We start from the raw sequence: 22,725 nt of genomic DNA, 5'->3' as shown, positions 1-22,725 counted from the left end.
CCGGCGCACTTCGGCACCTGTGTCTTCGTTCGAGGGTTCCAGGGGCCGCATGGTGCGTGGGTCGTGAATGATGAGGAGCGCGGATGTCTCCCGCGCCTCGCCTGGGACGTTCAGCGTCTCAAGTGGGGCGCTCGCGACCCTCTCGCGGAGACGCTGAACGTCTCAAGGGGCCCCTTCGAGACACCTCGCGCCGCCCGGACGTCAGCCGTAGGTACACAAATGAAGGCCTCCTTCCCTACCTTCAGAGTCAGGGTCCCGGCAACCGAGTGTGCCCCGCGTCCATGAAGGAATTGGGACACTCAACGTCCCAATTCCTTCATCGACGACCTGCGCCATGACGAAGAGGTGCCCGACCTGCACGATGCCGACTTTGCCGGGCCCCTGACCTTCAAAGTAGGGAAGGAGGCCTTCACGGACCGCGGTCTGGGGTTGCGGCAGGAGCTGAAGGACGCTTTCACCGCGTGCGATGAGAGGAAAGCCCCCTTCAGCACGGCACGGGTGGCCGCAGCTCGCGAACAGGCGGAACGACCTCGCCCTCGTCTCACGGCGAAGGCCAGCCCGCAGCCGTAGCCGCCCCCGTCACACGCCATGAAAGGTCCTTTCCTTGCAAAATTTGCAAGGAAAGGACCTTTCATGGCACGCGCGAAACGGGTCAGCCGCCGTCGATGACCTGGTGCCCGCCGCTCTCGATGCGGGTCGGCTCGGGCTGGTACCGGTTCACCGGCTCGCTCTTGCGCGGCGGCCGGTCGTTGGCCACCAGGACGGCGATCCACGGCAGCGGGATCGAGATCGCGATCAGCGCCAGCGCGAGCCACCAGGTCTGGTAGAAGATCCCGGCGAGGATGAGGCACGGGAAGCGGAACGACATCATGATGATGTACTTCCGCTTCCGCTTGGCGAGCTGGTCTTCGTAGGACGGGGCGGCTTCGGTGATCAGCACCGGAGCGGGTTCCCTCGGTTCGGGACCGTGGGCGGGCGCGTTCACAGCACCACCTCCGGCTTCCATGCTCCCACTCGCCGGGCTCATCCGACACCCGGGTGGGTGAGCCGGTGCCAGGCCGCGACCACGAGTGCTTCGACGCCGGTCGAAAGCGTCGGATGCGGGACGGGCGCGAACAGCGGCGAGTGGTTCGACGGGATGTCCTGTTCGAACCGGCCGGCGGCCATCGCGGAGATGACCTGCTGCTCGTCCAGCCCGCCGACCAGCCAGAACACCGAAGGTACCCCGGCGGCGCGGCCGAACTCGCTGAAGTCCTCGCTGCCGGTGACCAGCGGCGCGGGCATGACCCGGCCCTCGCCGAAGTGGTCGAGGAAGGCCGCGGTGAGCTTCTCGGTGGCCGCCTCGTCGTTCTCGGTGACCGGGAACGACCCGATCCGTTCGATGTCCGGCGGCTTCGGCGCGCCCGCGGTGGTCGCCTCGCCGTGCACGATCCGCTCGACCGCCGCGACCACCTTCTCCCGCACGGCCTGGTCGAACGACCGCACGTTGACCTCGAGGACGGCGTGGTCGGCGATGATGTTGTGCGCGGTGCCGACGTGCAAGGACCCGACGGTCACCACCGCCGAGTCGGTCGCCGCGATCTCCCGCGAAACGATCGTCTGCAGTTTGAGCACCACGGACGCGGCGAGCACCGCGGGGTCCACGGTCGTCTCGGGGCGCGAGCCGTGCCCGCCCCGGCCGTGCAGGGTGATGCGCAGCGCGTCGGTGGCCGCCATGAGCACGCCGGGCCTGGTCAGCACCCAGCCCGCCGGGCCGGGGACGACGTGCTGGCCGAGGACGACGTCGGGCTTGCCCGCGGGCCCGAAGACCCCGTCGCGGACCATGCCGATGGCGCCGTCCCCGGCTTCCTCGCCCGGCTGGAAGACGACCATCAGCGTGCCGGACCAGTGCTCACGTCCAGCCGCCAGCAGCGAGGCGGCACCCGAGAGCCAGGTGGCGTGCATGTCGTGGCCGCAGGCATGCATCACGGGCACGTCGCGGCCGTCCGCGTCCGTCCCGCGGGCGGTGCTGGCGTAGGGCAGACCGGTCTTCTCCTCGACCGGCAGCGCGTCGATGTCGGCGCGCAGCATCACCTTCGGGCCCGGCCCGTTGCGCAGCACACCCAGGACGCCGGTGCGCCCGATGCCGGTGTGCACCTCGTACCCGTCGGCTTCGAGCCGCTTGGCCAGCTCGGCGGCGGTGCGGGTTTCGGCGAACGACAGCTCCGGATGCCGGTGGAGGTCGGTGTACAGGTCTTCCCATCCGGGCAGCGCCGCCTTCAGCGGTGCCAGGACACTTTCGAGGCTCACGACCTCATCCTGGCAGTATTACCGAACGTGAGCACACGAGCGGCCCTCCCCGACCTGTCCGACGACGTCTGCGCGAGGCTGCGGGACGCCTTCCGCCGGGCGGGATACGACGCCGACGGCGTGGTCGACGTCCTCGGCTCCGCGCACGCCGCCCTCGGCCGCGGCGAGCCCGAACTCGCCTACCGCGCCACGCGCGACGCCGGGGACCTCGGGACGCTGATCCGGTTGTTCCTCCTGGGTTCGACAGAGCCGGAGAAGGACGTCGAGGCCGCTTTCGCCCCACTGTCCCTCGATGACGCGGTCACGGCCACTCTCCTCGTCCCCGCGGCCGACGGCTACCGGGCCGGGCTCGACGTCCGTCCGCACGGCGACGACGAAGGCTCCTGGTGGGTCGTTTCGGATCTCGACGCCGACATCCTGGGCCAGACCGTGCCCGAGGACCACGTGCTCGGCGTCGGGCACGCCTCGCTCAGCCTGATCCGCGCCACCAGCCGCCGCGAGGTCGGCAGCCTGCTCGACCTCGGCACCGGCAACGGCGTCCAGGCCCTGCACGCCACCCGCCACGCGAAGAAGGTCACCGCCACCGATCTCTCGGCTCGTGCGCTGGCGCTCGCCGCGGCCACCTTCCGGCTCAACGAACTGGACGTCGAACTCGTACGGGGCGAATGGTTCGCGCCGGTCGCGCGGCGCCGGTTCGACCAGATCGTCTGCAATCCCCCGTTCGTGGTCGGCCCGCCGAGGGTCGACTACACCTACCGTGACTCCGGCCTCGCCGGTGACGACGCCAGCGCGCTCGTCGTGCGGCAGCTGCCCGGGTTCCTCAACGACGGTGGCACCGGGCAGCTCCTCGCGTCCTGGCTGCACGTCGAGGGTGAGGACTGGGGCGATCGGGTGACCCGCTGGCTGCCCGCCGAGACCGACGCGTGGTTCGTCCAGCGGGACATCGCGGATCCGGGCCTGTACGTCGGCACGTGGCTGCGCGACGCGGGTATCGACCCCCGCTCCCCCGAAGGCCGTGCGAAATCCGGCGCCTGGCTCGACTGGTTCGCCGAAAACGACGTCCAGGGCATCGGTTTCGGCTTCGTCACCCTCCGCCGTGCGGCGGGCAGCACGCCGACGATCGTGTGCGAAGACCTCCGCCAGGCCTACGACGATCCGCTGGGCGCCGAGGCGGCGAACTGGCTGGACCGGGTGGAATGGCTGCGCGCCAACGGGGATTCGCTCCTCGATGTCCGGTTCCGCGTCCCGGAGAGCGTTCTTCTGGAGAGCGTCGCCGAGCCGGGCGAGGAGGGCTGGTCCACCACCGTCCAGCGCTTGCACCGCACCGACGGCCCCGGGTGGTCGCATGAGGTCGACGAACTGGCGACCCGGCTCCTCGCCGGCTGCCAGGGCGCCCTTCCGCTGGAGGACCTGATCGTGCTCCTGGCGGCCGCACAGGGCCTCGAACCGGAGGAACTGGCCGCCGCCGCGCTGCCCGTCGTCCGCGAACTGGTCCGGCACGGCATGCTCCTCCCCGCGGTCTGATGCGGGCGGTGGTGGCGCGGGTCACGGAAGCGAGCGTGACCGTCGGCGACGAGGTGACCGGCGCCATCGAGGAGCCGGGTTTGCTGGTGCTGCTGGGAATCCACGTCGACGACGACGTGACGAAGGCGGCGACGATGGCACGCAAACTTCACGAAGCTCGCATACTTCGCGACGAGGAATCCTGTGCCACCACCGGCGCTCCCCTGCTTGTCGTAAGCCAGTTCACCCTTTATGGCGATACCCGCAAAGGCCGCCGTCCGTCGTGGACGGCGGCCGCCCGCCCCGAGACCGCCGAGCCGCTCGTGACGGCCGTCGTCGACGCCCTGCGCGAACGCGGCGCACGGGTCGAAACGGGCCGGTTCGGGGCCATGATGGCGGTCCGCAGCGTGAACGACGGTCCCTTCACGCTTCTCCTAGAGGTCTAGACCACGTTCCCGCTCCCCCGCGCGGGCATTCTCAGGAAAAGCTCAGGGTTGGTCGAGCAACGCCCCAGGTCAGCCGCCCGTCTCCTCTATAGCGGCCGGGAACGTTTTCGGACCTCCCGGCGTTGAGCCAAGTGTCCAGCCAAGCTGGGCCGACGAGGAGTAGCGGGTTTCCACAGGGCTTGCTACGCCGAGGCGGATCCGGCGGACACATCGCAGCACGTTCAGCCCGTGACCGGGGAGGCAGAATGTCAGTCCAGACTCTCGAACGCGAAGCGCGCGGGATTCGCGAGCGCCGTATCCCGGCGCAATCCACCCAGGAGCCGGTGAGCGCGGGGGCACTCACCGACGCCGACCTCGACGCCCAGAGCCCGGCCGCGGACCTCGTTCGCGTGTACCTCAACGGAATCGGCAAGACGGCGCTGCTGTCCGCCGCCGACGAGGTCGAGCTGGCCAAGCGCATCGAAGCCGGGGTTTTCGCCCAGCACGTGCTGGACACCGCCGAGAACCTCACGCCGAAGCGGCGCTCCGAGATGAGGGCCCTCGTGCGTGACGGCCACGTCGCGAAGAACCACCTGCTGGAGGCCAACCTCCGTCTCGTGGTCTCGCTCGCGAAGCGCTACACCGGCCGGGGGATGCCGCTGCTCGACCTGATCCAGGAGGGGAACCTGGGTCTGATCCGCGCGGTGGAGAAGTTCGACTACTCCAAGGGGTTCAAGTTCTCGACCTACGCCACCTGGTGGATCCGCCAGGCCATCACCAGGGGGATGGCCGACCAGGGACGCACCATCCGGCTGCCGGTCCACCTGGTGGAGCAGGTCAACAAGCTGGCCCGCATCAAGCGCGACCTGCACCAGCAGCTCGGGCGTGACGCCACGCACGAGGAACTGGCCGCGGAATCGGGCATTCCGGCGCACAAGATCTCCGATCTGCTCGACCACTCGCGTGACCCGGTGAGCCTCGACATGCCGGTCGGCACCGAAGAGGACGCCCCGCTCGGTGACTTCATCGAGGACTCCGAGGCGACCGACGCCGAGAGCGCCGTGATCTCCGGCCTGCTCCAGGACGACCTGCGCCGCGTGCTCGCGACGCTGGACGACCGGGAGTCGCAGGTGATCCGCCTGCGCTACGGCCTCGACGACGGCCAGCCGCGCACCCTCGACCAGATCGGCAAGCACTTCGGGCTGTCCCGTGAGCGCGTTCGCCAGATCGAGCGAGAGGTCATGTCGAAGCTTCGTCAGGGTGAGCGGGCGGACCGCTTGCGCGCCTACGCTTCGTAATCCTCATTGCGCCTTTCGGCGCGGGAAAAGCGACACCCGTTCGGCAGCGTTGACTTATGACCTGCGTCACGAGACCGTCGAGCAGGTAATAAGTCTTCGCGGTCGGGTGTTCGCGCCCGGATCGCTTTCCCCGGGAGGTCGGGTCCGTCGGGGTGGGCCCGGCCTCCCGAACCATTTTGTGGAGCGCGTCGACAAATTGCGGAGTGCGAATTGCATTCCCGTCGCCTTCACCTGGACGTGACGCCGGTCACTCGGGGCCCGCCTAGTACCGTGGGCGGGTTCCCGATGCCGGCAAAGGAGCCCGCGCAGTGGCGCCCACCACGTTCCAGCACACCGAAGTCCTTCCGCTCGCGAAGGACACCCACACCGAGTACCGGCTGCTCAGCACCGAAGGTGTCGAGGTCGTCGAGGCCGCGGGCCGGAAGTTCCTCAAGGTCGAGCCCGAGGCGCTGACCAAGCTCGCCAAGACCGCGATCACCGACATCCAGCACCTGCTGCGCTCGTCGCACCTGGCGCAGCTGCGTGCGATCGTCGACGACCCGGAGGCGAGCGGCAACGACCGGTTCGTCGCGATGGACCTGCTGCGCAACGCGGCGATCTCCGCCGGCGGCGTCCTCCCGATGTGCCAGGACACCGGCACCGCCATCGTGATCGGCAAGCGCGGCGAAGGCGTGCTCACCGGCGCGGACGACGAACGCGCGCTGTCGCGGGGCATTTTCGACGCCTATCAGGAGTTGAATCTGCGCTATTCGCAGATGGCGCCGGTGAATTTCTGGGATGAGCGTAATACGGGTACCAACTTGCCCGCGCAGATCGAGCTCTATCACAAAGACGGCCAAGGCGACCCGAGCTATGAATTCCTGTTCATGGCCAAGGGCGGCGGCAGCGCGAACAAGACGTTCCTCTATCAGGAAACGAAAGCGGTCCTGAACCCGAAGCGGCTCGCGAAGTTCCTCGACGAGAAACTGCGCAGCCTCGGCCCCGCCGCCTGCCCGCCGTACCACCTCGCGATCGTCGTCGGCGGCACGTCGGCGGAGTTCAACCTGAAGGTCGCGAAGCTGGCCTCCGCCCGCTACCTCGACGACCTCCCCACCGAGGGTTCGGAGCTGGGCCACGGTTTCCGCGACGTCGACCTCGAACAGCAGGTACTGGAGATGACGCGCCAGTTCGGCATCGGCGCGCAGTTCGGCGGCAAGTACTTCTGCCACGACGTCCGCGTGATCCGGCTGCCGCGCCACGGCGCGTCCTGCCCGGTCGGTGTCGCCGTCTCGTGTTCGGCCGACCGTCAGGCCAAGGCGAAGATCACCGCCGAGGGTGTCTTCCTGGAGCAGCTCGAACGCGACCCGGCGCGGTTCCTGCCCGACGTCACCGAGGACGACCTGTCCGACGAGGTGGTGACCGTCGACCTCAACCGCCCGATGGCCGAGATCCGCGCCCAGCTCTCGCAGCTGCCGGTGAAGACGCGCCTGTCATTGACCGGTCCGCTCGTCGTCGCCCGCGACATCGCGCACGCGAAGATCGCCGAGCGGCTCGACGCGGGCGAAGAGATGCCTCAGTACCTTCGCGACCACCCCGTCTACTACGCGGGCCCCGCGAAGACGCCCGAGGGCTACGCGTCGGGTTCGTTCGGGCCGACCACCGCGGGCCGCATGGACTCCTACGTCGAGCAGTTCCAGGCCGCGGGCGGTTCGCTGGTGATGCTGGCGAAGGGCAACCGGTCCAAGAAGGTGACCGCCGCGTGCAACGAGCACGGCGGGTTCTACCTCGGCTCGATCGGCGGCCCGGCCGCGCGGCTCGCGCAGGACTGCATCAAGAAGGTCGACGTCCTCGAGTACGCCGAGCTGGGGATGGAGGCGGTCTGGAAGATCGAGGTCGAGGACTTCCCCGCGTTCATCGTCATCGACGACAAGGGCAACGACTTCTTCGAGGCCACCTCGGAACCGGTGCTGCAGATCAGCTTCCGGTGATATGAAAGGTCCTTTCCTTGCAAATTTTGCAAGGAAAGGACCTTTCATGGCGCGCGCGAGCGCGTTACCGCATCTGCTTCAGCACCACGGTCCGCTCACCCAGCGGCGCCGCCAGCGCCACCGAGATCACCGGGTACCGGATGTCCATGGTGCACATCTGCCCGGTCTGGCCCTTCAGTTCGGTCAGGTTGACGGTGACCCGGGTCCCGTCCTGCTGCGCGGCCTCGGCCGTCGCGTGCCCGCAGCCGCCTTCCTGGCCGCGGATGTTCAGGATCGTCCCGCCGTTGCTGGTGTACACCTCACGCGGATAGTCCGCGGGGAGCGCCGACGCGTCGAGCTGCTTGTCCGGCACCTTGGTGCTGCCTTCCGGGACCTCCTGGCGCGGCGCACCCGGGACACCGGGCTGGCTCCCCGGCACGGGCGCCGGTGACGAGGACGGCGGCGCGGTCGGCGACGGCGGGACGGTACTCAGGTTGCCGCTCGCGGGTCCGGCCGCGGGTTCCACCGCCTGGTTCTGCGCCCCGCAGGCGGATACCGCAACGACGATCAGGCCCAGGCCGATGACATTCGTTAAGTACCTCATGTGACTGGGACGGAACGAGGCCGTCGTGGGGTTGCACATGGTCTCAACCCGCTTCCAGGACGACGGTCCGCGGACCGAGCGGTTCGGCGAGTTTCACCGGCAGGACGGCGTAGCGGATGACCTGCGGGCACATCTGCCCCGGCTTGCCGTGGTCGATCTTCACCTTGACCACGACCCGCCGCGCGTTCTCCTCGGCGAGGCTCGCCTTCGCCTCGTCGCAACCGCTCAGTTCGAGGTACACGTTCAGGCCGCCGTTCTCGGCGCTGACCTGGGCGGGCACCTTGGCGTCGACCTGCGACGGCGGCAGCATCTTGTCCGAGGGCGGCGGGCCGACGGTCGGCCGCGACATCGGTGGTTTCGCGACCGGCGGGCTGGCCGGGAGCGAGGTGGGCAGATCCGAGGGGGTGGTGACGACTGGCGGGACCTCCGTGTTCGCCGGTGCTCCCGGGCCGCCCGCGCCGCAGGCCGCCGTCGCGGCGAGCACGAGCCCCGCGCCTAGCGTCTTCGCTGCGTTCTTCATGGCGTCAAGACGGAGCGAACACCGTCCGGGGTTGCATCACCGCTCTGTCATTCAACGCTGGGCGGCACGTCCGCGGACCAGCCCGAGGAGCACCACCCCGGCGAGCGTGACGGCCAGCAGCAGCACCGTGCTCGCCGACGCCAGGAACACCTGTCCCCGGTCGGTGAGCGCGAAGATGCTCGCGGGCAGGGTGCGCCAGTCCGGCGGGTACAGCATCGTCGTAGCGCCCAGTTCGCCCATCGACATCGCCAGCGCGAGACTCGCCGACGCCGAGATCGACGGCAGCAGGACGGGCAGCCGCACCCTCAGCAGCACACGGGCCGGTGAAGCGCCGAGACTCGCCGCCGCCTGCGCCAGCAGCGGGTCCATCCGCGCGATCGCGGCGGAGACCGTGCTGTAGGAGAACGGGAGCAGGATCATCAGGTGCCCGAGCAGCACGATCCAGCGTGTCCCGTTGAAGGCCAGCGGCGGACGGCTGAACGCCACCAGCAACGCCAGTCCCAGTACCACCGACGGCACCGCGATCGGCAAATGGAACAGGGTGTCGACGGCCTTCCGGAGCCGTCGCGGCGCGGACGGCGCCGCGAGCGCCGCCCACGTCCCCAGCAGCACCGAGACCGCCGACGCGATGACGCCGGTCTGGATACTCACCGAGAGGCTCGCGAACGTCTCACCGGACAGCGCCTGCGCGAAATGCGAGCCGGTGAGCGCACCCGGCAGCAGGCCCGTCCAGGTCCCGGCGACCGACGCCAGCACGATCATCAGCAGCGGCGCCAGCACGATCACGGTGAACAGCACCGCGAACACCGCCCACAGCAGGATCCGGCTACGTCTCGTCCACAGCAGCACGGCCGCCTCCCTTCGTCAGTCGCCGGTAGGTTCCGTACAGGGCAAGGGAGAACACGACGTTGACCACCGCGATGACACACGCCTGCGGGAAGTCGAAGGTGACGATCCCCTTACCGTAGACCAGCATCGGCAGCGTCGTGACGTCCTTGGCACCGAGGAACAGCACGATGCCGAACTCGTTCATCGCCAGCAGCATGGTCAGGCAGGCGCCGGACGCCAGCGACACCCACGCTTCGGGGAGGATCACCTGACGCAGCACCCGCCCGGGTTTGGCGCCGAGGCTGGCCGCGACCTCCATCTGCGCCGCCGAGACCTGGCCGAAGGCGGCGAGCGCCGGCCGCATCACGAACGGCGTGTAGAAGGTGATCTCCGCCAGCAGGATCCCGGACGGCGAGTACAGGAACCCGCCCGCGCCCAGGATCCCCGCGCTGCCGTAGAGGAAGGTGAACGCGAGCGCGATGAGGAACGAGGGGAACGCGAGCACGGTGTCCACCAGCCGCGAGAGCGTCCGCGCGCCGGGGAACGGCACGAACGCGATCACCAGCGCGAGGAACGTCCCGAGCACCACACAGCCGGCGGTGGCGCCGAGGGCGAGCGCGACGGTCTTCCAGGCGGCGTCCCGGAATTCCGCCGAGCCCAGTACGTCCAGCCACACCGAAAGCCCGAACTCGCCGGTCTTCGATTCCAAGGACTGCAGGACGACCAGCACCAGCGGGTAGCCGAAGAAGCCGAGCAGGACGAGTACCGGTGGCAGCAGGAGCCAGCCGCGGCCGGGCCGGTCCTCCCGTCGCCGCGCCGGTGCCGCCGTGACGGCGAGGGCGAGGCCGGTCATCCGACGCTCACCAGCGGGCAACCGTCCGGAATGGACACTCCGACCTTCTCCCCCACACCGGGCAGCCCTTCGACATCCGGCACCTCGGCCCGGACCTCGCCACCGTCGTGCGCGAGTTCGAGGTCGAGCCGGAAACCCGTGCCGCGCCACTGGACACCGCGCAGGATCGCGGGTACCGCGCCGGGGTCGTCCACCGCGGTGATCCCGACCCGGTGGGGCCGGACGCCGAGCGCGACCGGCCGCCCCGCCCGGATCGTGCCGGCGGGGTCCGCCGCCAGTTCGCGGCCGGCGAGCCGCACCCGGGTACCGTCGTTGTGAATGAGTTCCACCGGGATGAGGTTGGACGCGCCGAGGAAGCTCGCCGTGAACTCCGTCGACGGACGCTGGTACAGCTCGCGGCTCGGCCCGAGTTCGACCAGTTTCGAATCGCGCATGACCGCGATCCGGTCGGCCAGCGCCAGCGCCTCACCCTGGTCGTGGGTGACGTAGATCAGCGTGGTGTCGGGCAGTTCGGCACGCAGCCGCAGCAGTTCCGCGACCATGTCCTCGCGCAGGGCGGCGTCCAAAGCGGACAGTGGCTCGTCGAGCAGCAGCACCCGCGGCCGGATGGCCAAGGCCCTGGCGAGCGCGACCCGCTGCTGCTGCCCGCCGGAAAGCTCCCGCGGGTATCGCCGGGCGTACTTCCCCATCCCGACCAGGTCCAGCGCCTCGGCCACCCGGCTCGCCGTCTCGACGCGCGGGGTCTTCCTCGCCTTGAGCCCGAAAGCGACGTTGGCCTCGACCCGCATGTGCGGGAACAGCGCGTAGCTCTGGACGACCACGCCGAGGCCGCGCCGGTGCGGCGGCAACCCGGTGACGTCCTCACCGTCCAGCAGGACGCGGCCGGTGCTCGGCACCACGAAGCCCGCGAGTGCCTTCAAGGCCGTCGACTTGCCGGAACCGGACGGCCCGAGCATCGCCAGCGTCTCCCCCTTCGCCACGGTGAGGTCCAGCGGGGAGAGCGCCGTCGTCTGTCCGAACCGGACGGACACGCCGCGGAACTCGACCGCCGGGGTCACCGGCCCACGGCCTTCTTGTACGCGGCGAGGTCGGCGTCGAGCTTCGCGAGCACGGCGTCCCAGTCGGGCTGCCAGATCTCGACGCCGTCGAGTGCGGCCTTCACCTTGTCCGCCCGCGGCCCGGACGGCGTGACGTCGGTCCGCGCCGGGGCGCCGAAGGCGTCGACGGCCTTGCCCTGGACCTCGGGCGAGAGCAGGAACTCCAGGAACTTCTTGGCGTTCTCGGCGTGCGGCGCGTTGTTCACCAGGCCCGCGTAGTACGGGAGGGCGAAGGTGGACCGCTTGCCCTGGGAGTCGGCCGGGAAGAAGACGTCGAAACCGCCGCTCTTCTCGATCGACGCGAGGTTCATCTGGACGTCGCCGTTGGCCACCAGGATCTCGGCCTTGGCCACCTTCGGCTGCAGCTTGCCGGTGGAGGACGACGGGCCCGCGTTGTTGGCTTCGAGCTTCGCGAGGTAGTCGAGCGCGCCCTGTTCGCCGAGGACGTGCTGGAGTTGCAGCAGCACCGCGGTGCCGTCGCCCGCCTCGCCGGGCGTCGAGTACTGGATCTTGCCCTTGAGCGCGGGGGCGAGCAGATCGTCCCAGGTCTTGGGTGAGACCTGGGGATTGCGGATGAAGCTGAGGTAGTTGTTCATGATCGCGAAGTACCGGCCCTGGCCGTCCTTCTGCCCGGCGGGGACCTGGTCGATCCCGGCCGGTGCCGTGGCCGCGAGCAGCCCCTGTGAGGCGGCGCGCTGGATGAACGGCGGGAGGGTGACGAGGATGTCGGCCTGGGTGTTGGCCTTCTCCTTCTCCACCCGCGAGGCGACCTCGCCGGATCCGGCGGTCACCGCCTGCACGGTGATGCCGGTCTTGGCCTTGAACTCCTCGACGCGCTGGGCGTACCAGTCTTCGAGACCGTCCACTGTGTACAGCGTTACGGTCTGATCGCCGGACGCGCCACCGGCGGTGCCACCACAGGCGGCCAGGGTGATCGTGAGCAGCCCGGCGAGGGCGGCGGCCGCGAGTTTCTTCATGTCGTCAAAGCTCCTTTTAGGACAGCAGGGCAGGGAGATCGCGGACGGATTCGAGGACGTGGGTGGCCCCGGCGGCTTCCAGTTCCGGCCGCTTCGCCGATCCCGTGAGCACTCCGGCGACGAGCGAGGCGCCGGAGCGCAAGCCGGTCTGGACGTCCGACGGGGTGTCACCGGCGACGGCGATCCGGCGGACGTCGGTGATCTCGAGCCGCAGGGCGGCGGCGAGGACGAGGTCGGGGAACGGGCGGCCCCGGACGCCCTCCCCCGGCGCCAGCACGGCGTCGGCGAGGCCGTGCCAGCCCAGTGCGTCCAGGATCGCGTTCTGCGTGGCGGCGGCGAAACCGGTGGTGAGCGCGACCTTCACGCCGCGGGCGCGCAGCTCCTGGATCGTCGCCTCGGCGCCGGGGACCGGCTCGCAGTGGCCGTCGGCGACGAGTTCGCCGTAGGCGTCCTGGAAGGCGGTGTTCGCCAGCCGGGCGCGTTCCTCGTCTCCGTCGAGCAGGGCGCGGAAGACGACGATCTTGGACTGGCCCATGGTTTCGACCACGTAGTCGAGCATGCCGGGGAAGCGGCTGTCCTCTTCGGACACACCGGCGGTGGCGATCGCCTCGGTGAAGGCCCGGATCACCAGGCCGTCGTCGGCGACGGTGGTACCCGCCATGTCCAGGACGACGAGTTCGGTCTTCACCATGACAGCTCCTCCGCGGTGTCTTCGGCGATGGCGGGGGAACAGGTCATACCCCGGCCGCCCGGTCCGGTGACGAGCCACGCGTTGTCCGCGACGCGGGCGCGGTGGACGATCCGGGAGGTGTCGGTGGTCTGGGCGTAGACCCCGGCCCAGCGGCGGACGATCCGCGGGAGCGGCCGCCCGAGCAGTGCCCCGGCGACTTCGGCCAGGTGGTCGTACGGGTCTTCGGTGGTGTCGAAGGAGAACGGTTCGTCGTACTCGTGGGTGTCGCCGATGGTCAGCGAGCCGTCGAGGCGCTGGACCATGAGCAACTGCATGGCGTTGGCCGCGGCGATCTCGCCCTGCGGCTGGCGTGCGTTGAGGCCGTCGAGCGCCTCGCCGCGATAGGCCGGGTAGTAGCGGAAGCTGTCGGCGTCGGCGACGGTGGTGGTGAGGGCTTCCCCGAGCGGCTCGGTCTGCGCCATCTGCAGCCGGACCCGGCGGACCGGGGTCGGCCCGGCGAGTTCCTTGACCAGCCCACCGGTCCAGGCGCCGGTGCACAGGACGACGACGTCGCCTTCGTGGGTTTCGCCGGTGTCGTCGACGACGCCACGGGAGGTCAGGTCGCGGATCTCGCGGCCGGGCAGCCAGGTGTAGCGGCCGGATTTCGCCAGTTCGGCACGCAGGGCGGGCTGGGCGACGCGCGGTTCGACGGCGGCGTCGCGGTCACACCAGAGCGCGCCGAGGAAGTCGCCGCGCAGCGCCGGATTCAGTGCGCGGGTCTCGGCCGCGTCGAGCAGTTTGAAGCCGCGCTCCTCCGTGCTCGCGGCGGCGGCGCGGGCGACGGCGAGTTCGGCGTCCGTGCGGACGACGGTGAGCGAGCCGTTCGGCCGGAAGCCGATCCCGGGGACGCGTTCGCCGATGCGCTCCCACAGCACCCGCGCCCTGGCGGCGGTCTCCAGTTCCGGGCCGGTGGCGCGGCCGCCGATCCAGACCAGCCCGAAGTTGCGCACGGACGCGCCCCGGGCTTCGGGCTCGCGTTCGATCTGGACGACGTCGTGGCCGCGTTCGACGGCCTGCCAGGCGTGCTGAGTGCCGAGCACTCCGCCGCCGATGATGAGGATTCGCACCCCGCAGACGCTCGCTGGCCCGCACCAACGCCTCGTGACCCTGGCCCTAACCCCAGGTGAAGTACCCCCGAAATGTGGACCAGACCTGTTATCTTCGCGTTACATTACTTCGCGTTTCGTCCTCTGAATGCGGTCGTTGAATGCGCAAATACCGCATCGAGAGGACTGAACGCGTGGACGTCGAGCTACTCCACGCGGCCGAGGCGGGTCTCGAAGGACAGCCGGTCACCGCGGAAGAGCGACCGGACGCGTTCGAAGGGGATCCCGTCGGGCCCCCACGAGGTCCGGTGCATCAACAACATCGGCAGTGCCGGATTCGTCCCGATCAACAGCGCCTCGCGAGGCGTGGCGAGCACGGTCTCGACTCGCTCCTCGGCGCCGTCGAAGACCACACCGAGCCTTTCCCGCAAACACGCGTAGAGCGACTGTGTGGGATCGAACACATCCATCAGTGTCGGAAATAGCGCGGCGGTGAGATAGGTCGATTCCAGGCCGACCCGCTCATCGTCGGCCAGGAGCACCCGCTCGATGTGGATGACGTCGTCGTCGGGATCGATTTCCAGTTCCGAACCCAGCGACGGGCCGGCCTCCCGGCGTTCCAAGGAGATCAAATTCCGGCCGGGCTCGATGCCCTGCCTCCTGAGTCCTTCGGTGTAACTCACCAAGGCGAGCGGCTGGACGAGTTTGGGGCCCGCGACATAGGTACCGCTCCCCTGCCGCCTGCTGAGACGGCCTTCGAGCACGAGTTCACCGACGGCCTGGCGGACCGTCGCGCGAGACACCTCGAAACGTTCGGAAAGTTCCCTCTCGGTGGGAAGTACGGCACCTTCACCCAATTCCGAGATCACATCGAGCAGTTCGACTTTGACCGCGTAATAGCGGGGAACGCGGCCGTGTTCGGGAATACCGTCCCGAACCGGGCCGTCTGCGGACGGATGGACTCTCGGTGAACGTGTACGCACTGTCCAGATCCTAGGCCGAATTCACCTGGCCTGTACTGACCCGAACGAAGTGTTCATGCCACGCTCACACTCGTGGACGAACAGAACTCGCTCGCCCGGCGGCTCGGCACCCGCGACGCCGTCTTCATCGGCCTCGGCTCCATGATCGGGGCTGGGGTTTTCGTCGCCTTCGCACCCGCCGCGCGCGCCGCGGGAGCCTGGCTCCCGGCCGGACTGGCCCTCGCCGCCGTCGTCGCCTACTGCAACGCGACCTCCTCCGCGCGGTTGGCCGCGCTCTATCCGTCGTCCGGCGGAACCTACGTCTACGGACGCGAACGGCTCGGCGAATTCTGGGGGCATCTGGCCGGCTGGGGGTTCGTGGTCGGCAAGACCGCCAGTTGCGCGGCGATGGCGCTGACCGTCGTCACCTACGCCGCCCCCGGACTCGGCCGGCCGTGGCGGGGCCTGTTCGCGGTCGGCGTCGTCGCGGCCCTGACCGGGCTCAACTACCGCGGCGTCCAGCGCTCGGCGTTCGCGACCCGGCTGATCGTGTCCATCACGCTGACGATCCTGACGCTGGCGGCGGTGGCGATGCTCTTCGGCGGCGGTCTCGCGGCGGGCGCTTGGAGCCCGACGGTCACCCCCGGCGTCGGCGGTGTCCTCGAAGCCGCCGGTCTCCTGTTCTTCGCGTTCGCCGGGTATGCCCGGATCGCGACACTCGGCGAGGAGGTCCGTGATCCCGCCCGCACCATCCCCCGCGCCGTGCCGATCGCGCTCGGGCTGGCGCTCGCCGTCTACGCCGTCCTGGCCTTCGTCCTGCTGTACCGGCTCGGACCGGATCTGCTCGGCCGTAGCCCGGACCCGATCGCGGAAGGCGTCGCGAGGTCGTCCTGGGCGTGGCTCACCCCCGCCGTCCGGGTGGGTGCCGTGCTCGCCGCGCTGGGTTCGCTGCTCGCGCTCGTGCTGGGGGTCTCGCGGACCACGCTGGCGATGGCGCGCGACGGGCATCTCCCCCGCTACCTGACCGCGGTGCATCCTCGCTTCGGCGTCCCGCACCGGGCCGAGCTCACCGTCGGCGTCGTCGTCGCCCTGCTCGCGAGCACCGTCGACCTGCGCGGCGCGATCGGCTTCTCGTCGTTCGCGGTGCTGGCGTACTACGCCATCGCGAACGCCAGCGCGCTGACCCTGCGACCGGGGTCACGGGTGATCGCCGTCGTGGGCCTGCTCGGCTGCCTGGTGCTCGCGTTCAGCCTTCCGGCGGTTTCGGTGCTCACCGGTTCCGGAGTACTGGCGTTGGGCGCTCTGGGCTACGCCATTCGTCGGCGCTTCGCGGCGAACGTCCGTTAATCACCATCATCGGCCCAAAGATCCGAAGAAAGTTGGTTGTCCCGGTGTCCGTCCACCTGCTGTAGTCAGATGGCCGCAGTCAGTCTCCCTGCCTCCACTGTGGACAGCCGGAAGGAATGAACCCTTGGACATCAAGCGTCGGTTCAGCCTGCTCAAAAAGACCCTGATCGCCGTCGCGGCGGCCGGAACCCTGGCGGCCCTCGCCACGGCCCCGCCCGCCGCGGCCGCGCAGCCGCCGTCCACCGACGTGGTCGGTGGAACCCGAGCCGCCCAGGGTGAATTCCCTTGGATGGTAAGGCTTTCCATGGGCTGCGGTGGTGCGCTCTACACCTCGCAGATCGTGCTCACCGCCGCGCACTGTGTGTCGCGCACCGGCGCCAACACGACCATCACCGCCACCCTCGGTGTCGTCGACCTGCAGAGCACCGCGGCCAAGAAGGTCAAGTCGACCTACGTGTACCGGTCGCCGACCTACCCCACCTCCACCGGTGGTGACTGGGCCCTGATCAAGCTCGCGAGCCCGGTCAGCGGGATCCCGACGCTGCCGATCGCCGGCACGACGGCCTACAACAGCGGCACGTTCACCGTCGCCGGTTGGGGTGCCGCGACCGAGGGCGGCGCGCAGCAGCGCTACCTGCTCAAGGCCACGGTCCCGTTCGTCTCCGACGCGACCTGCAAGGCGCAGGGCGGCAGCTACGCCGACCTGATCGACAGCGCCGAGATCTGCGCGGGCAACATCAACTCCGGCGGCGTCGACACCTGCCAGGGTGACTCGGGCGGCCCGATGTTCCGTCGCGACAGCGCCGGGGCCTGGATCCAGGTCGGCATCGTCAGCTGGGGCGAAGGCTGCGCGCGGGCGCACGCTCCCGGCGTCTACACCGAGGTGAGCACCTTCGCGACCGCCATCAAGAACGCGGCCGCCGGTCTCTAGCTTCCTCGCACGGCATGCCATGAAAGGTCCTTTCCTTGCAAATTTCGCAAGGAAAGGACCTTTCATGGCGTTCGGGGGGGGGCGACTTCAGCGGGTTTTGTCCAAACGCGACAGTGTTTCCTCATACCCCGAGACGAGTTCCGCGATCACGTCGGCGACCGGCCGCACCCGGTCCATCCGCCCGACGATCTGCCCCACCGGCATCGACACCACGGTCGGATCCGCCGCGTGATGGATCCGGTTGTGCGCGTGGGAAACCAGCAGATTCTGCAGTGGCATCGGCAGCGGTTCGGGCGCGTCGGGCGAGGCCCACGCCTCGGTCCACCGCGTCTTGAGCAGCCGCGCCGGTTTGCCGGTGTAGATCCGCGTCCGGACGGTGTCGGACGAACCCGCCGCGACCAGTGCGCGTTGCATCGCCTCGGATTCCCCCATGGTCTGGAGGTATTCCTCGGTGGCGAGCCAGAACGAGCCCATCCACACCCCGGACGCGCCCAGCGCGAGCGCGGCCGCGACCTGGCGCCCCGAGCCGATCCCGCCCGCGGCGAGCACCGGCACCCGGTCACCGACGGCGTCGACGACCTCGGGCAGCAGGACCATCGACGCGATCTCGCCGGTGTGCCCGCCCGCCTCATAGCCTTGCGCCACAACGATGTCCACGCCGTTGTCGACGTGCCGGACGGCGTGCTCCGCCTTGCCCGCCAGCGCGGCGACCGGCACGCCCTTCGCGTGGCACTGCTCGATGACGTCCACCGGCGGTGAACCCAACGCGTTGGCGATCAAGCGGATCGGGTGCTTCAGCGCGACCTCGACATGCGACCGCGCGACCGAATGCAGCCAGCCCAGCACCCCGGCGCGTTCGTCGGTGTCGTCCGGCAACGGCGGCACGGCGAGGTCACGCAGGGTTCGCTCCACGAAGTCGCGATGCTCCTGCGGGATGAGCTTCGCGAGGTCGACCGACGTCCCCTCGGCCGGGATCTTGGCAGGCATCACGATGTCGACGCCGTACGGTTTGCCGCCGGTGTTCTCGTCCATCCAGGACAGGACGGCGTCGAGTTCGGCGGCGTCGTTGAACCGCACACAGCCCAGCACGCCCAGCCCGCCCGCCCGGCTGATCGCCGCGGCGACGTGTTCGGACGGGGTGAACCCGACGATCGGCAGGTCGATCCCGAGCCGGTCACACAGAGACGTGCGCATGAAACTCCTTTACGCCGGTTGGATGCTGATGGGCTCGTGTTCGGAGGCGTAGCGCTGAGCCCAGGGATAGTCCGGTTTCCCGCTGGGGGACCGCCCGATCTCTTCGGCGAGCCAGAGGGTGCGCGGCACCTTGTATCCGGCGATCTCGGTCCGCACATGGGCTTCGAGCGCGGCGAAGTCCAGTTCCCGGCCGGACCTCGGCTGGATCACCGCGGCCACCCGCTGGCCGAGCCGGTCGTCGGGGATGCCGATGACGAGCGCGTCGAAGACGTCCGGATGTGACTTCAGGGCACCCTCGACCTCCTCCGGGTACACCTTCTCGCCGCCGGTGTTCACACACTGCGAGCCCCGGCCGAGCAGGGTCACCGTGCCGTCTTCCTCGTAGCGCGCGTAGTCCCCCGGAACGACGTACCGCTTGCCGTCGACCTCGATGAAGATCTTCTCGGTCTTCGCGGGATCCTTGTAATAGCCGAGAGGGACGTGGCCGCGGCGCGCGATCAGCCCGATCGCGCCGGGCTTCGGGTCGACGAGCCCGCCGTCGTCGTCCACCAGGATCGCGTCCTTGCCGAAGCTGACCCGGGGGCCGGCGGAATGATCGGAATCCTTGCTGACCATGCCGATACCGGTGAACCCGCTTTCGGAGGAGCCGATCGCGTCGGTGATCACCACATTCGGGAGCATCGCCAGGAATTCCTGCTTCACCGACTGGGAGAACAGGGCGGCGTGGCTCGACACCGCGACGATCGACGACGCGTCGTAGTCGCCCTCGCGGTAGGCGTCGATCAGCGGCCGCGCCATCGCGTCGCCGACGATGGTGAGCACCTGGACCTTGTTGTCCTGCACGGCTTTCCAGATCTCGTGCGCGTCGAACCGCGGCACGAACACGACCGGGCTGCCGGTGAACAGGGCGCCGAACGCGGCCCACTGCGCGGCGCCGTGGATCAGCGGCGCGGCGGGCAACCGGACCAGACTGCCCGACTTGCCCTGTTCGGCGAGCGTCCATTCGTCGGGGACGTACTCGCCGGTGACGAAGTTGATGCCGCCGCCGAGTGCGCGCCAGATGTCCTCGTGGCGCCACAGGACGCCCTTCGGATACCCGGTGGTCCCGCCGGTGTAGAGGATGTAGATGTCGTCGGCGCTGCGCTCGGCGAAGTCGCGCTCGGGTGAGCCTTCGGCGAGCGCGGCTTCGTAGTCCACTCCGCCGTAGGACGAATAGTCGCCGTCGCTTCCGTCGTCGACAACGACAACGTGTTTCAGTTTCGGCGTTTCCGGCAGGACGGCCGCGACCTTGTCCGAGTAGCCGCGCTCGTGGATCAGCGCCACGAGGTCGGCGTTGTCGAACAGGTACCGCAGCTCGCCGTGGACGTAGCGGTAGTTGACGTTGATCGCGATCGCGCGCAGCTTGTACGCCGCGATCATCGATTCCAGGGCTTCGATCGAATTCCGGGAATAGACACCGATGTGGGCTCCAGCTCCCACGCCGTGTGCGGCGAGATGGTGCGCCAGCCGGTTGGCGCGCTCTTCCAGTTCGGCGAAGGTGACCCGCCGATCGCCGCAGACGACCGCGATGCGCTCCGGCACGGCGTCGACGGCGTGCTCGAGTAGATCCGCGATGTTGAGTGCCACTCCCTCAAAGTAGAACATGTTATCGTTCTGGGCAATGGTGGCTGTTACAGGGAAATCGATGGGGTCAGTGGAGGCTCTGGTGGGCGAACCGCACGCGCTGGTCGAGAAGATCGGCCACACCCTCGTGGTCACGATGAACCGGCCGGAGGCCCGCAACGCGCTCAGCGGCGAGATGCTCGGGATCATGGTCGAGGCGTGGAACCGCGTCGACTCCGACGACGACATCCGGTGCTGCGTGCTCACCGGCGCGGGCGGCGCGTTCTGTGCGGGCGCGGACCTGAAGTCGATGTCGAAGAACTCACCGAGCGACTCGTTCGAGAAGGGCACGTTCGACCCCAGCCGGATCGAAGGCCTGCTCAAGGGACGGCGGCTGACGAAGCCGTTGATCGCGGCCGTCGAAGGCCCGGCGATCGCGGGCGGGACGGAGATCCTGCAGGGGACGGATCTGCGCGTCGCGGGCGAGAGCGCGAGGTTCGGCGTGTCGGAGGCGCGATGGAGCCTGTTCCCGATGGGCGGTTCGGCCGTCCGGCTCCCCCGCCAGATCCCGTACACCGTCGCGGCCGACCTGCTGCTGACCGGACGGCATATCACCGCGGCCGAGGCGCTGGAGATCGGCCTGATCGGCCACGTCGTCCCGGACGGGAAGGCGCTGGACAAGGCCATGGAGCTGGCGGGGCTGATCGCCGCGAACGGACCGCTCGCGGTCCGCGCGATCCTCAAGACGATGCGCGACACCGAAGGCATGCACGAGGAAGAGGCCTTCAAGCTCGACGCCCAGTACGGCATCGAGGTCTTCGCGAGCGAAGACGCGAAGGAAGGCCCCCGCGCCTTCGCCGAGAAGCGCAAGCCCGTCTTCCGGGGCCGCTGACCCCCGCCGCCCTTGCCCCCTCATGCGTTTAGTCCTCTGGATGCGGTAGTTGCGCACGCAACTATCGCATCCAGAGGACGAAACGCGGGGTCAGGGGACGCGGTGACCGGCCCAGTACGGGTCACGCAGCTTGCGCTTGTAGAGCTTCCCGTTGGGGTCACGCGGCAGTTCGGGCAAGTAGTCGACCGAACGCGGGAGCTTGAACTTCGCCAGCCTGGACGCCGCGTACTCGAGGATCTCCGCGGTCAGCTCGTCGGAAGGCTCGACACCGTCGGCGGGCTGCACGACGGCCTTGATCGCCTCGCCCCAGTCCTCGTGCGGGACGCCGAACACGGCGACGTCGGCGATCTTCGGGTGCATCACCAGTTCGCCTTCGATCTCCGCCGGATAGATGTTGACCCCGCCGGAAATGATCAGATCCGCCTTGCGGTCGTGCAGGAAGAGGTAGCCGTCCTCGTCGAGATGGCCGACGTCGCCGAGGGTGAACAGGTCCCCCACCCGCGCCTTGTCGGTTTTCGCCCGGTCCTTGTGATACTCGAACTTCGAGTCGCCCATCTTCATGTAGACGGTCCCGGTCTCGCCGGCGGGCAGTTCCTTGCCCTCGTCGTCGAGGATCTTGATCGTCGACCCCGGCCACGGCAGCCCCACCGAACCCGGTTTCTTGAGCCATTCCTCGCCCGAGATCGCGGTGCCGCCGCCCTCGGTGGCCGCGTAGTACTCGGTGACGACCGGCCCCCACCAGTCGAGCATCCGGCGTTTGACCTCCAGCGGACAGGGCGCGGCACCGTGGATCATCACGCGCAGCGAGCTCAGGTCGTAGGCCGCGCGGACGTCGTCCGGCAGCGCGAGCAGGCGCCGGAACTGCGTCGGGACCATATGACTGTGCGTGACGCGATGCCGTTCGATCAGCCGCAGCATCTCCTCGGCGTCCCAGCGGTCCATCAGCACCGCGGTATGCCCCAGCTGCAGGGAGATCGCGACGAAGTTGAGCACGGCCGTGTGATAAAGCGGCGATCCGCACAGGTGCACGTGATCGTCGTGCGGCGCCAGTCCGAAGATCCCGAAGAACCACGTCGACGCGCCGGGGACCTCGTCGGGGTCGGCGCCGCTCAGGGGACGGCGGACGCCCTTGGGCCGCCCGGTGGTCCCGGACGTGTAGAGCATCGGCGAGCCGGCCGTGCGCCGCTCCGGACGGCCGTCGCCTTCGCCAGAGCCGAGTTCCTCGATCCGGCGGAAGCCCTCGACGTCGCCGACGGCGAACCGTCCCCGCTCCGGGATCCCCGCCTCGTCGGCGGCCGCGATCGCGACGTCGGCGAACCGTTCGTGCGCGAGGAACGCCTTGGCGCCGCTGTCGGAGAGGATGTAGGCGACCTCCGGCCCGACCAGATGCCAGTTGACCACGACGATGTACAGACCGGACTGGATGGCGGCGAAGTAGGCGGCCACGAGTTCGTCACCGTTGGGCTGCAGGACGACGACCACGTCCCCGGCCTCGAGCCCGAGCGCCTGCAGGCCCCGGGCGTACGCGTTCGCCTTCGCGGCGAGTTCTCCGTAGCCGATCGAGCGCCCGTCCGGATCGACGAGCGCGACCCGCTCCGGCTCCTGCGCGGCGATATTCCAGACCCCAAGTGTCCCCGTGGCTGTCGACATACGCGCAAATCTAGAACGCGTTTCACTCAAG

The 22,725-nt window shown here is 69.3% G+C and carries 21 protein-coding genes; 7 read left to right on the top strand and 14 right to left on the bottom strand.

Translation table 11 applies throughout. The features are described from left to right. Nucleotides 1-652: 652 nt before the first annotated feature. Both SD37_RS13825 and SD37_RS13820 read right to left on the bottom strand, forming a co-directional pair. Complete coding sequence (locus tag SD37_RS13825; RefSeq protein ID WP_044854390.1) at nucleotides 653-1,006, bottom strand: DUF3099 domain-containing protein; 354 nt, start codon at nucleotides 1,004-1,006, stop codon at nucleotides 653-655. Between the two features lie 17 nt (nucleotides 1,007-1,023). Next, the gene (locus tag SD37_RS13820; protein WP_044854389.1) at nucleotides 1,024-2,289 is read right to left on the bottom strand and encodes an amidohydrolase; all 1,266 of its coding nucleotides are present in this window, start codon (nucleotides 2,287-2,289) and stop codon (nucleotides 1,024-1,026) included. Between the two features lie 27 nt (nucleotides 2,290-2,316). On the opposite strand from SD37_RS13820, the gene SD37_RS13815 reads away from it, so the two are divergent. The 4 genes from SD37_RS13815 to SD37_RS13800 all read left to right on the top strand — a co-directional run bounded on the left by SD37_RS13815 (nucleotide 2,317) and on the right by SD37_RS13800 (nucleotide 7,482). Further along, nucleotides 2,317-3,813, top strand: coding sequence for a DUF7782 domain-containing protein (locus SD37_RS13815; protein WP_044854388.1), 1,497 nt, complete (start codon nucleotides 2,317-2,319; stop codon nucleotides 3,811-3,813). Beyond that, the gene (dtd, locus tag SD37_RS13810) at nucleotides 3,813-4,238 is read left to right on the top strand and encodes a D-aminoacyl-tRNA deacylase (protein ID WP_065912829.1); all 426 of its coding nucleotides are present in this window, start codon (nucleotides 3,813-3,815) and stop codon (nucleotides 4,236-4,238) included. The genes SD37_RS13815 and dtd overlap by 1 nt, the downstream gene beginning before the upstream one ends. 245 nt (nucleotides 4,239-4,483) lie before the next feature. Next, nucleotides 4,484-5,515, top strand: a complete 1,032-nt coding sequence (locus SD37_RS13805; RefSeq protein ID WP_037303915.1) for a sigma-70 family RNA polymerase sigma factor — start codon at nucleotides 4,484-4,486, stop codon at nucleotides 5,513-5,515. 308 nt (nucleotides 5,516-5,823) lie between these two features. Beyond that, nucleotides 5,824-7,482, top strand: coding sequence for a fumarate hydratase (locus SD37_RS13800; RefSeq protein WP_065912828.1), 1,659 nt, complete (start codon nucleotides 5,824-5,826; stop codon nucleotides 7,480-7,482). A 64-nt stretch (nucleotides 7,483-7,546) separates the two neighbouring features. Here SD37_RS13800 and SD37_RS13795 read toward each other — a convergent pair whose 3' ends face one another. From SD37_RS13795 to SD37_RS13755, 9 genes are all read right to left on the bottom strand, one after another. Next, the gene (locus SD37_RS13795) at nucleotides 7,547-8,065 is read right to left on the bottom strand and encodes a hypothetical protein (protein WP_044854386.1); all 519 of its coding nucleotides are present in this window, start codon (nucleotides 8,063-8,065) and stop codon (nucleotides 7,547-7,549) included. A gap of 43 nt (nucleotides 8,066-8,108) precedes the next feature. Beyond that, nucleotides 8,109-8,585, bottom strand: a complete 477-nt coding sequence (locus tag SD37_RS13790; protein WP_044854385.1) for a hypothetical protein — start codon at nucleotides 8,583-8,585, stop codon at nucleotides 8,109-8,111. A gap of 51 nt (nucleotides 8,586-8,636) precedes the next feature. Continuing rightward, nucleotides 8,637-9,434: an ABC transporter permease gene (locus SD37_RS13785; RefSeq protein WP_044854384.1), complete on the bottom strand. Its 798-nt coding sequence runs from the start codon at nucleotides 9,432-9,434 to the stop codon at nucleotides 8,637-8,639. After that, nucleotides 9,412-10,266 carry a 2-aminoethylphosphonate ABC transporter permease subunit gene (locus tag SD37_RS13780; protein WP_044854383.1) on the bottom strand — a complete coding sequence of 285 codons (855 nt, stop codon included), beginning with the start codon at nucleotides 10,264-10,266 and terminating at the stop codon, nucleotides 9,412-9,414. Before SD37_RS13780 ends, SD37_RS13785 begins: the two co-directional genes overlap by 23 nt. Next, nucleotides 10,263-11,324: an ABC transporter ATP-binding protein gene (locus SD37_RS13775; protein ID WP_065912827.1), complete on the bottom strand. Its 1,062-nt coding sequence runs from the start codon at nucleotides 11,322-11,324 to the stop codon at nucleotides 10,263-10,265. Before SD37_RS13775 ends, SD37_RS13780 begins: the two co-directional genes overlap by 4 nt. After that, nucleotides 11,321-12,340: a 2-aminoethylphosphonate ABC transporter substrate-binding protein gene (locus SD37_RS13770; RefSeq protein ID WP_044854381.1), complete on the bottom strand. Its 1,020-nt coding sequence runs from the start codon at nucleotides 12,338-12,340 to the stop codon at nucleotides 11,321-11,323. The genes SD37_RS13775 and SD37_RS13770 overlap by 4 nt, the downstream gene beginning before the upstream one ends. 16 nt (nucleotides 12,341-12,356) lie before the next feature. Further along, nucleotides 12,357-13,031, bottom strand: a complete 675-nt coding sequence (locus SD37_RS13765) for a phosphonatase-like hydrolase (RefSeq protein WP_044854380.1) — start codon at nucleotides 13,029-13,031, stop codon at nucleotides 12,357-12,359. Beyond that, complete coding sequence (locus SD37_RS13760; protein WP_044854379.1) at nucleotides 13,025-14,137, bottom strand: TIGR03364 family FAD-dependent oxidoreductase; 1,113 nt, start codon at nucleotides 14,135-14,137, stop codon at nucleotides 13,025-13,027. Before SD37_RS13760 ends, SD37_RS13765 begins: the two co-directional genes overlap by 7 nt. Nucleotides 14,138-14,322: 185 nt before the next feature. Further along, nucleotides 14,323-15,099 (bottom strand): GntR family transcriptional regulator, encoded by a 777-nt coding sequence (locus tag SD37_RS13755; RefSeq protein ID WP_044854378.1) that lies wholly within the window; start codon nucleotides 15,097-15,099, stop codon nucleotides 14,323-14,325. A 72-nt stretch (nucleotides 15,100-15,171) separates the two neighbouring features. Between SD37_RS13755 and SD37_RS13750 the strand changes: the two genes are divergently transcribed. Both SD37_RS13750 and SD37_RS13745 read left to right on the top strand, forming a co-directional pair. After that, nucleotides 15,172-16,425: an APC family permease gene (locus SD37_RS13750; RefSeq protein WP_044854377.1), complete on the top strand. Its 1,254-nt coding sequence runs from the start codon at nucleotides 15,172-15,174 to the stop codon at nucleotides 16,423-16,425. Between the two features lie 124 nt (nucleotides 16,426-16,549). Next, nucleotides 16,550-17,356: a S1 family peptidase gene (locus tag SD37_RS13745; protein WP_044854376.1), complete on the top strand. Its 807-nt coding sequence runs from the start codon at nucleotides 16,550-16,552 to the stop codon at nucleotides 17,354-17,356. An 87-nt stretch (nucleotides 17,357-17,443) separates the two neighbouring features. Here SD37_RS13745 and SD37_RS13740 read toward each other — a convergent pair whose 3' ends face one another. Together SD37_RS13740 and SD37_RS13735 are read right to left on the bottom strand one after the other, a co-directional pair. Then, nucleotides 17,444-18,550, bottom strand: a complete 1,107-nt coding sequence (locus SD37_RS13740) for an NAD(P)H-dependent flavin oxidoreductase (protein ID WP_044854375.1) — start codon at nucleotides 18,548-18,550, stop codon at nucleotides 17,444-17,446. Between the two features lie 9 nt (nucleotides 18,551-18,559). Next, complete coding sequence (locus SD37_RS13735; protein WP_177342621.1) at nucleotides 18,560-20,176, bottom strand: acyl-CoA synthetase; 1,617 nt, start codon at nucleotides 20,174-20,176, stop codon at nucleotides 18,560-18,562. A 79-nt stretch (nucleotides 20,177-20,255) separates the two neighbouring features. Here SD37_RS13735 and SD37_RS13730 point away from each other — a divergent pair, with 79 nt between their 5' ends. Continuing rightward, entirely contained in the window at nucleotides 20,256-21,044 is a 789-nt protein-coding gene (locus tag SD37_RS13730) for a crotonase/enoyl-CoA hydratase family protein (RefSeq protein ID WP_044854447.1), read from the top strand. Between the two features lie 90 nt (nucleotides 21,045-21,134). Here the strand turns inward: SD37_RS13730 and SD37_RS13725 are convergent, their stop codons facing one another. Further along, a complete protein-coding gene (locus tag SD37_RS13725; protein WP_044854374.1) occupies nucleotides 21,135-22,694 on the bottom strand; it encodes an acyl-CoA synthetase in 1,560 nt (519 codons plus the stop codon). Nucleotides 22,695-22,725 lie beyond the last annotated feature (31 nt).

Origin of the sequence: Amycolatopsis orientalis, assembly GCF_000943515.2 — a bacterium.
In the GTDB taxonomy this organism is placed as follows: Bacteria; Actinomycetota; Actinomycetes; order Mycobacteriales; family Pseudonocardiaceae; genus Amycolatopsis; species Amycolatopsis orientalis.
This window is presented reverse-complemented; position numbering and strand designations above follow the sequence as displayed.

Coding starts and splice junctions, on each gene's coding strand:
- SD37_RS13780 (WP_044854383.1), bottom strand. CDS start 10,266: ATGACCGGCCTCGCCCTCGCCGTCACGGCGGCACCGGCGCGGCGACGG.
- SD37_RS13740 (WP_044854375.1), bottom strand. CDS start 18,550: ATGCGCACGTCTCTGTGTGACCGGCTCGGGATCGACCTGCCGATCGTC.
- SD37_RS13825 (WP_044854390.1), bottom strand. CDS start 1,006: ATGGAAGCCGGAGGTGGTGCTGTGAACGCGCCCGCCCACGGTCCCGAA.
- SD37_RS13765 (WP_044854380.1), bottom strand. CDS start 13,031: ATGGTGAAGACCGAACTCGTCGTCCTGGACATGGCGGGTACCACCGTC.
- SD37_RS13725 (WP_044854374.1), bottom strand. CDS start 22,694: ATGTCGACAGCCACGGGGACACTTGGGGTCTGGAATATCGCCGCGCAG.
- dtd (WP_065912829.1), top strand. CDS start 3,813: ATGCGGGCGGTGGTGGCGCGGGTCACGGAAGCGAGCGTGACCGTCGGC.
- SD37_RS13770 (WP_044854381.1), bottom strand. CDS start 12,340: ATGAAGAAACTCGCGGCCGCCGCCCTCGCCGGGCTGCTCACGATCACC.
- SD37_RS13790 (WP_044854385.1), bottom strand. CDS start 8,585: ATGAAGAACGCAGCGAAGACGCTAGGCGCGGGGCTCGTGCTCGCCGCG.
- SD37_RS13795 (WP_044854386.1), bottom strand. CDS start 8,065: ATGAGGTACTTAACGAATGTCATCGGCCTGGGCCTGATCGTCGTTGCG.
- SD37_RS13805 (WP_037303915.1), top strand. CDS start 4,484: ATGTCAGTCCAGACTCTCGAACGCGAAGCGCGCGGGATTCGCGAGCGC.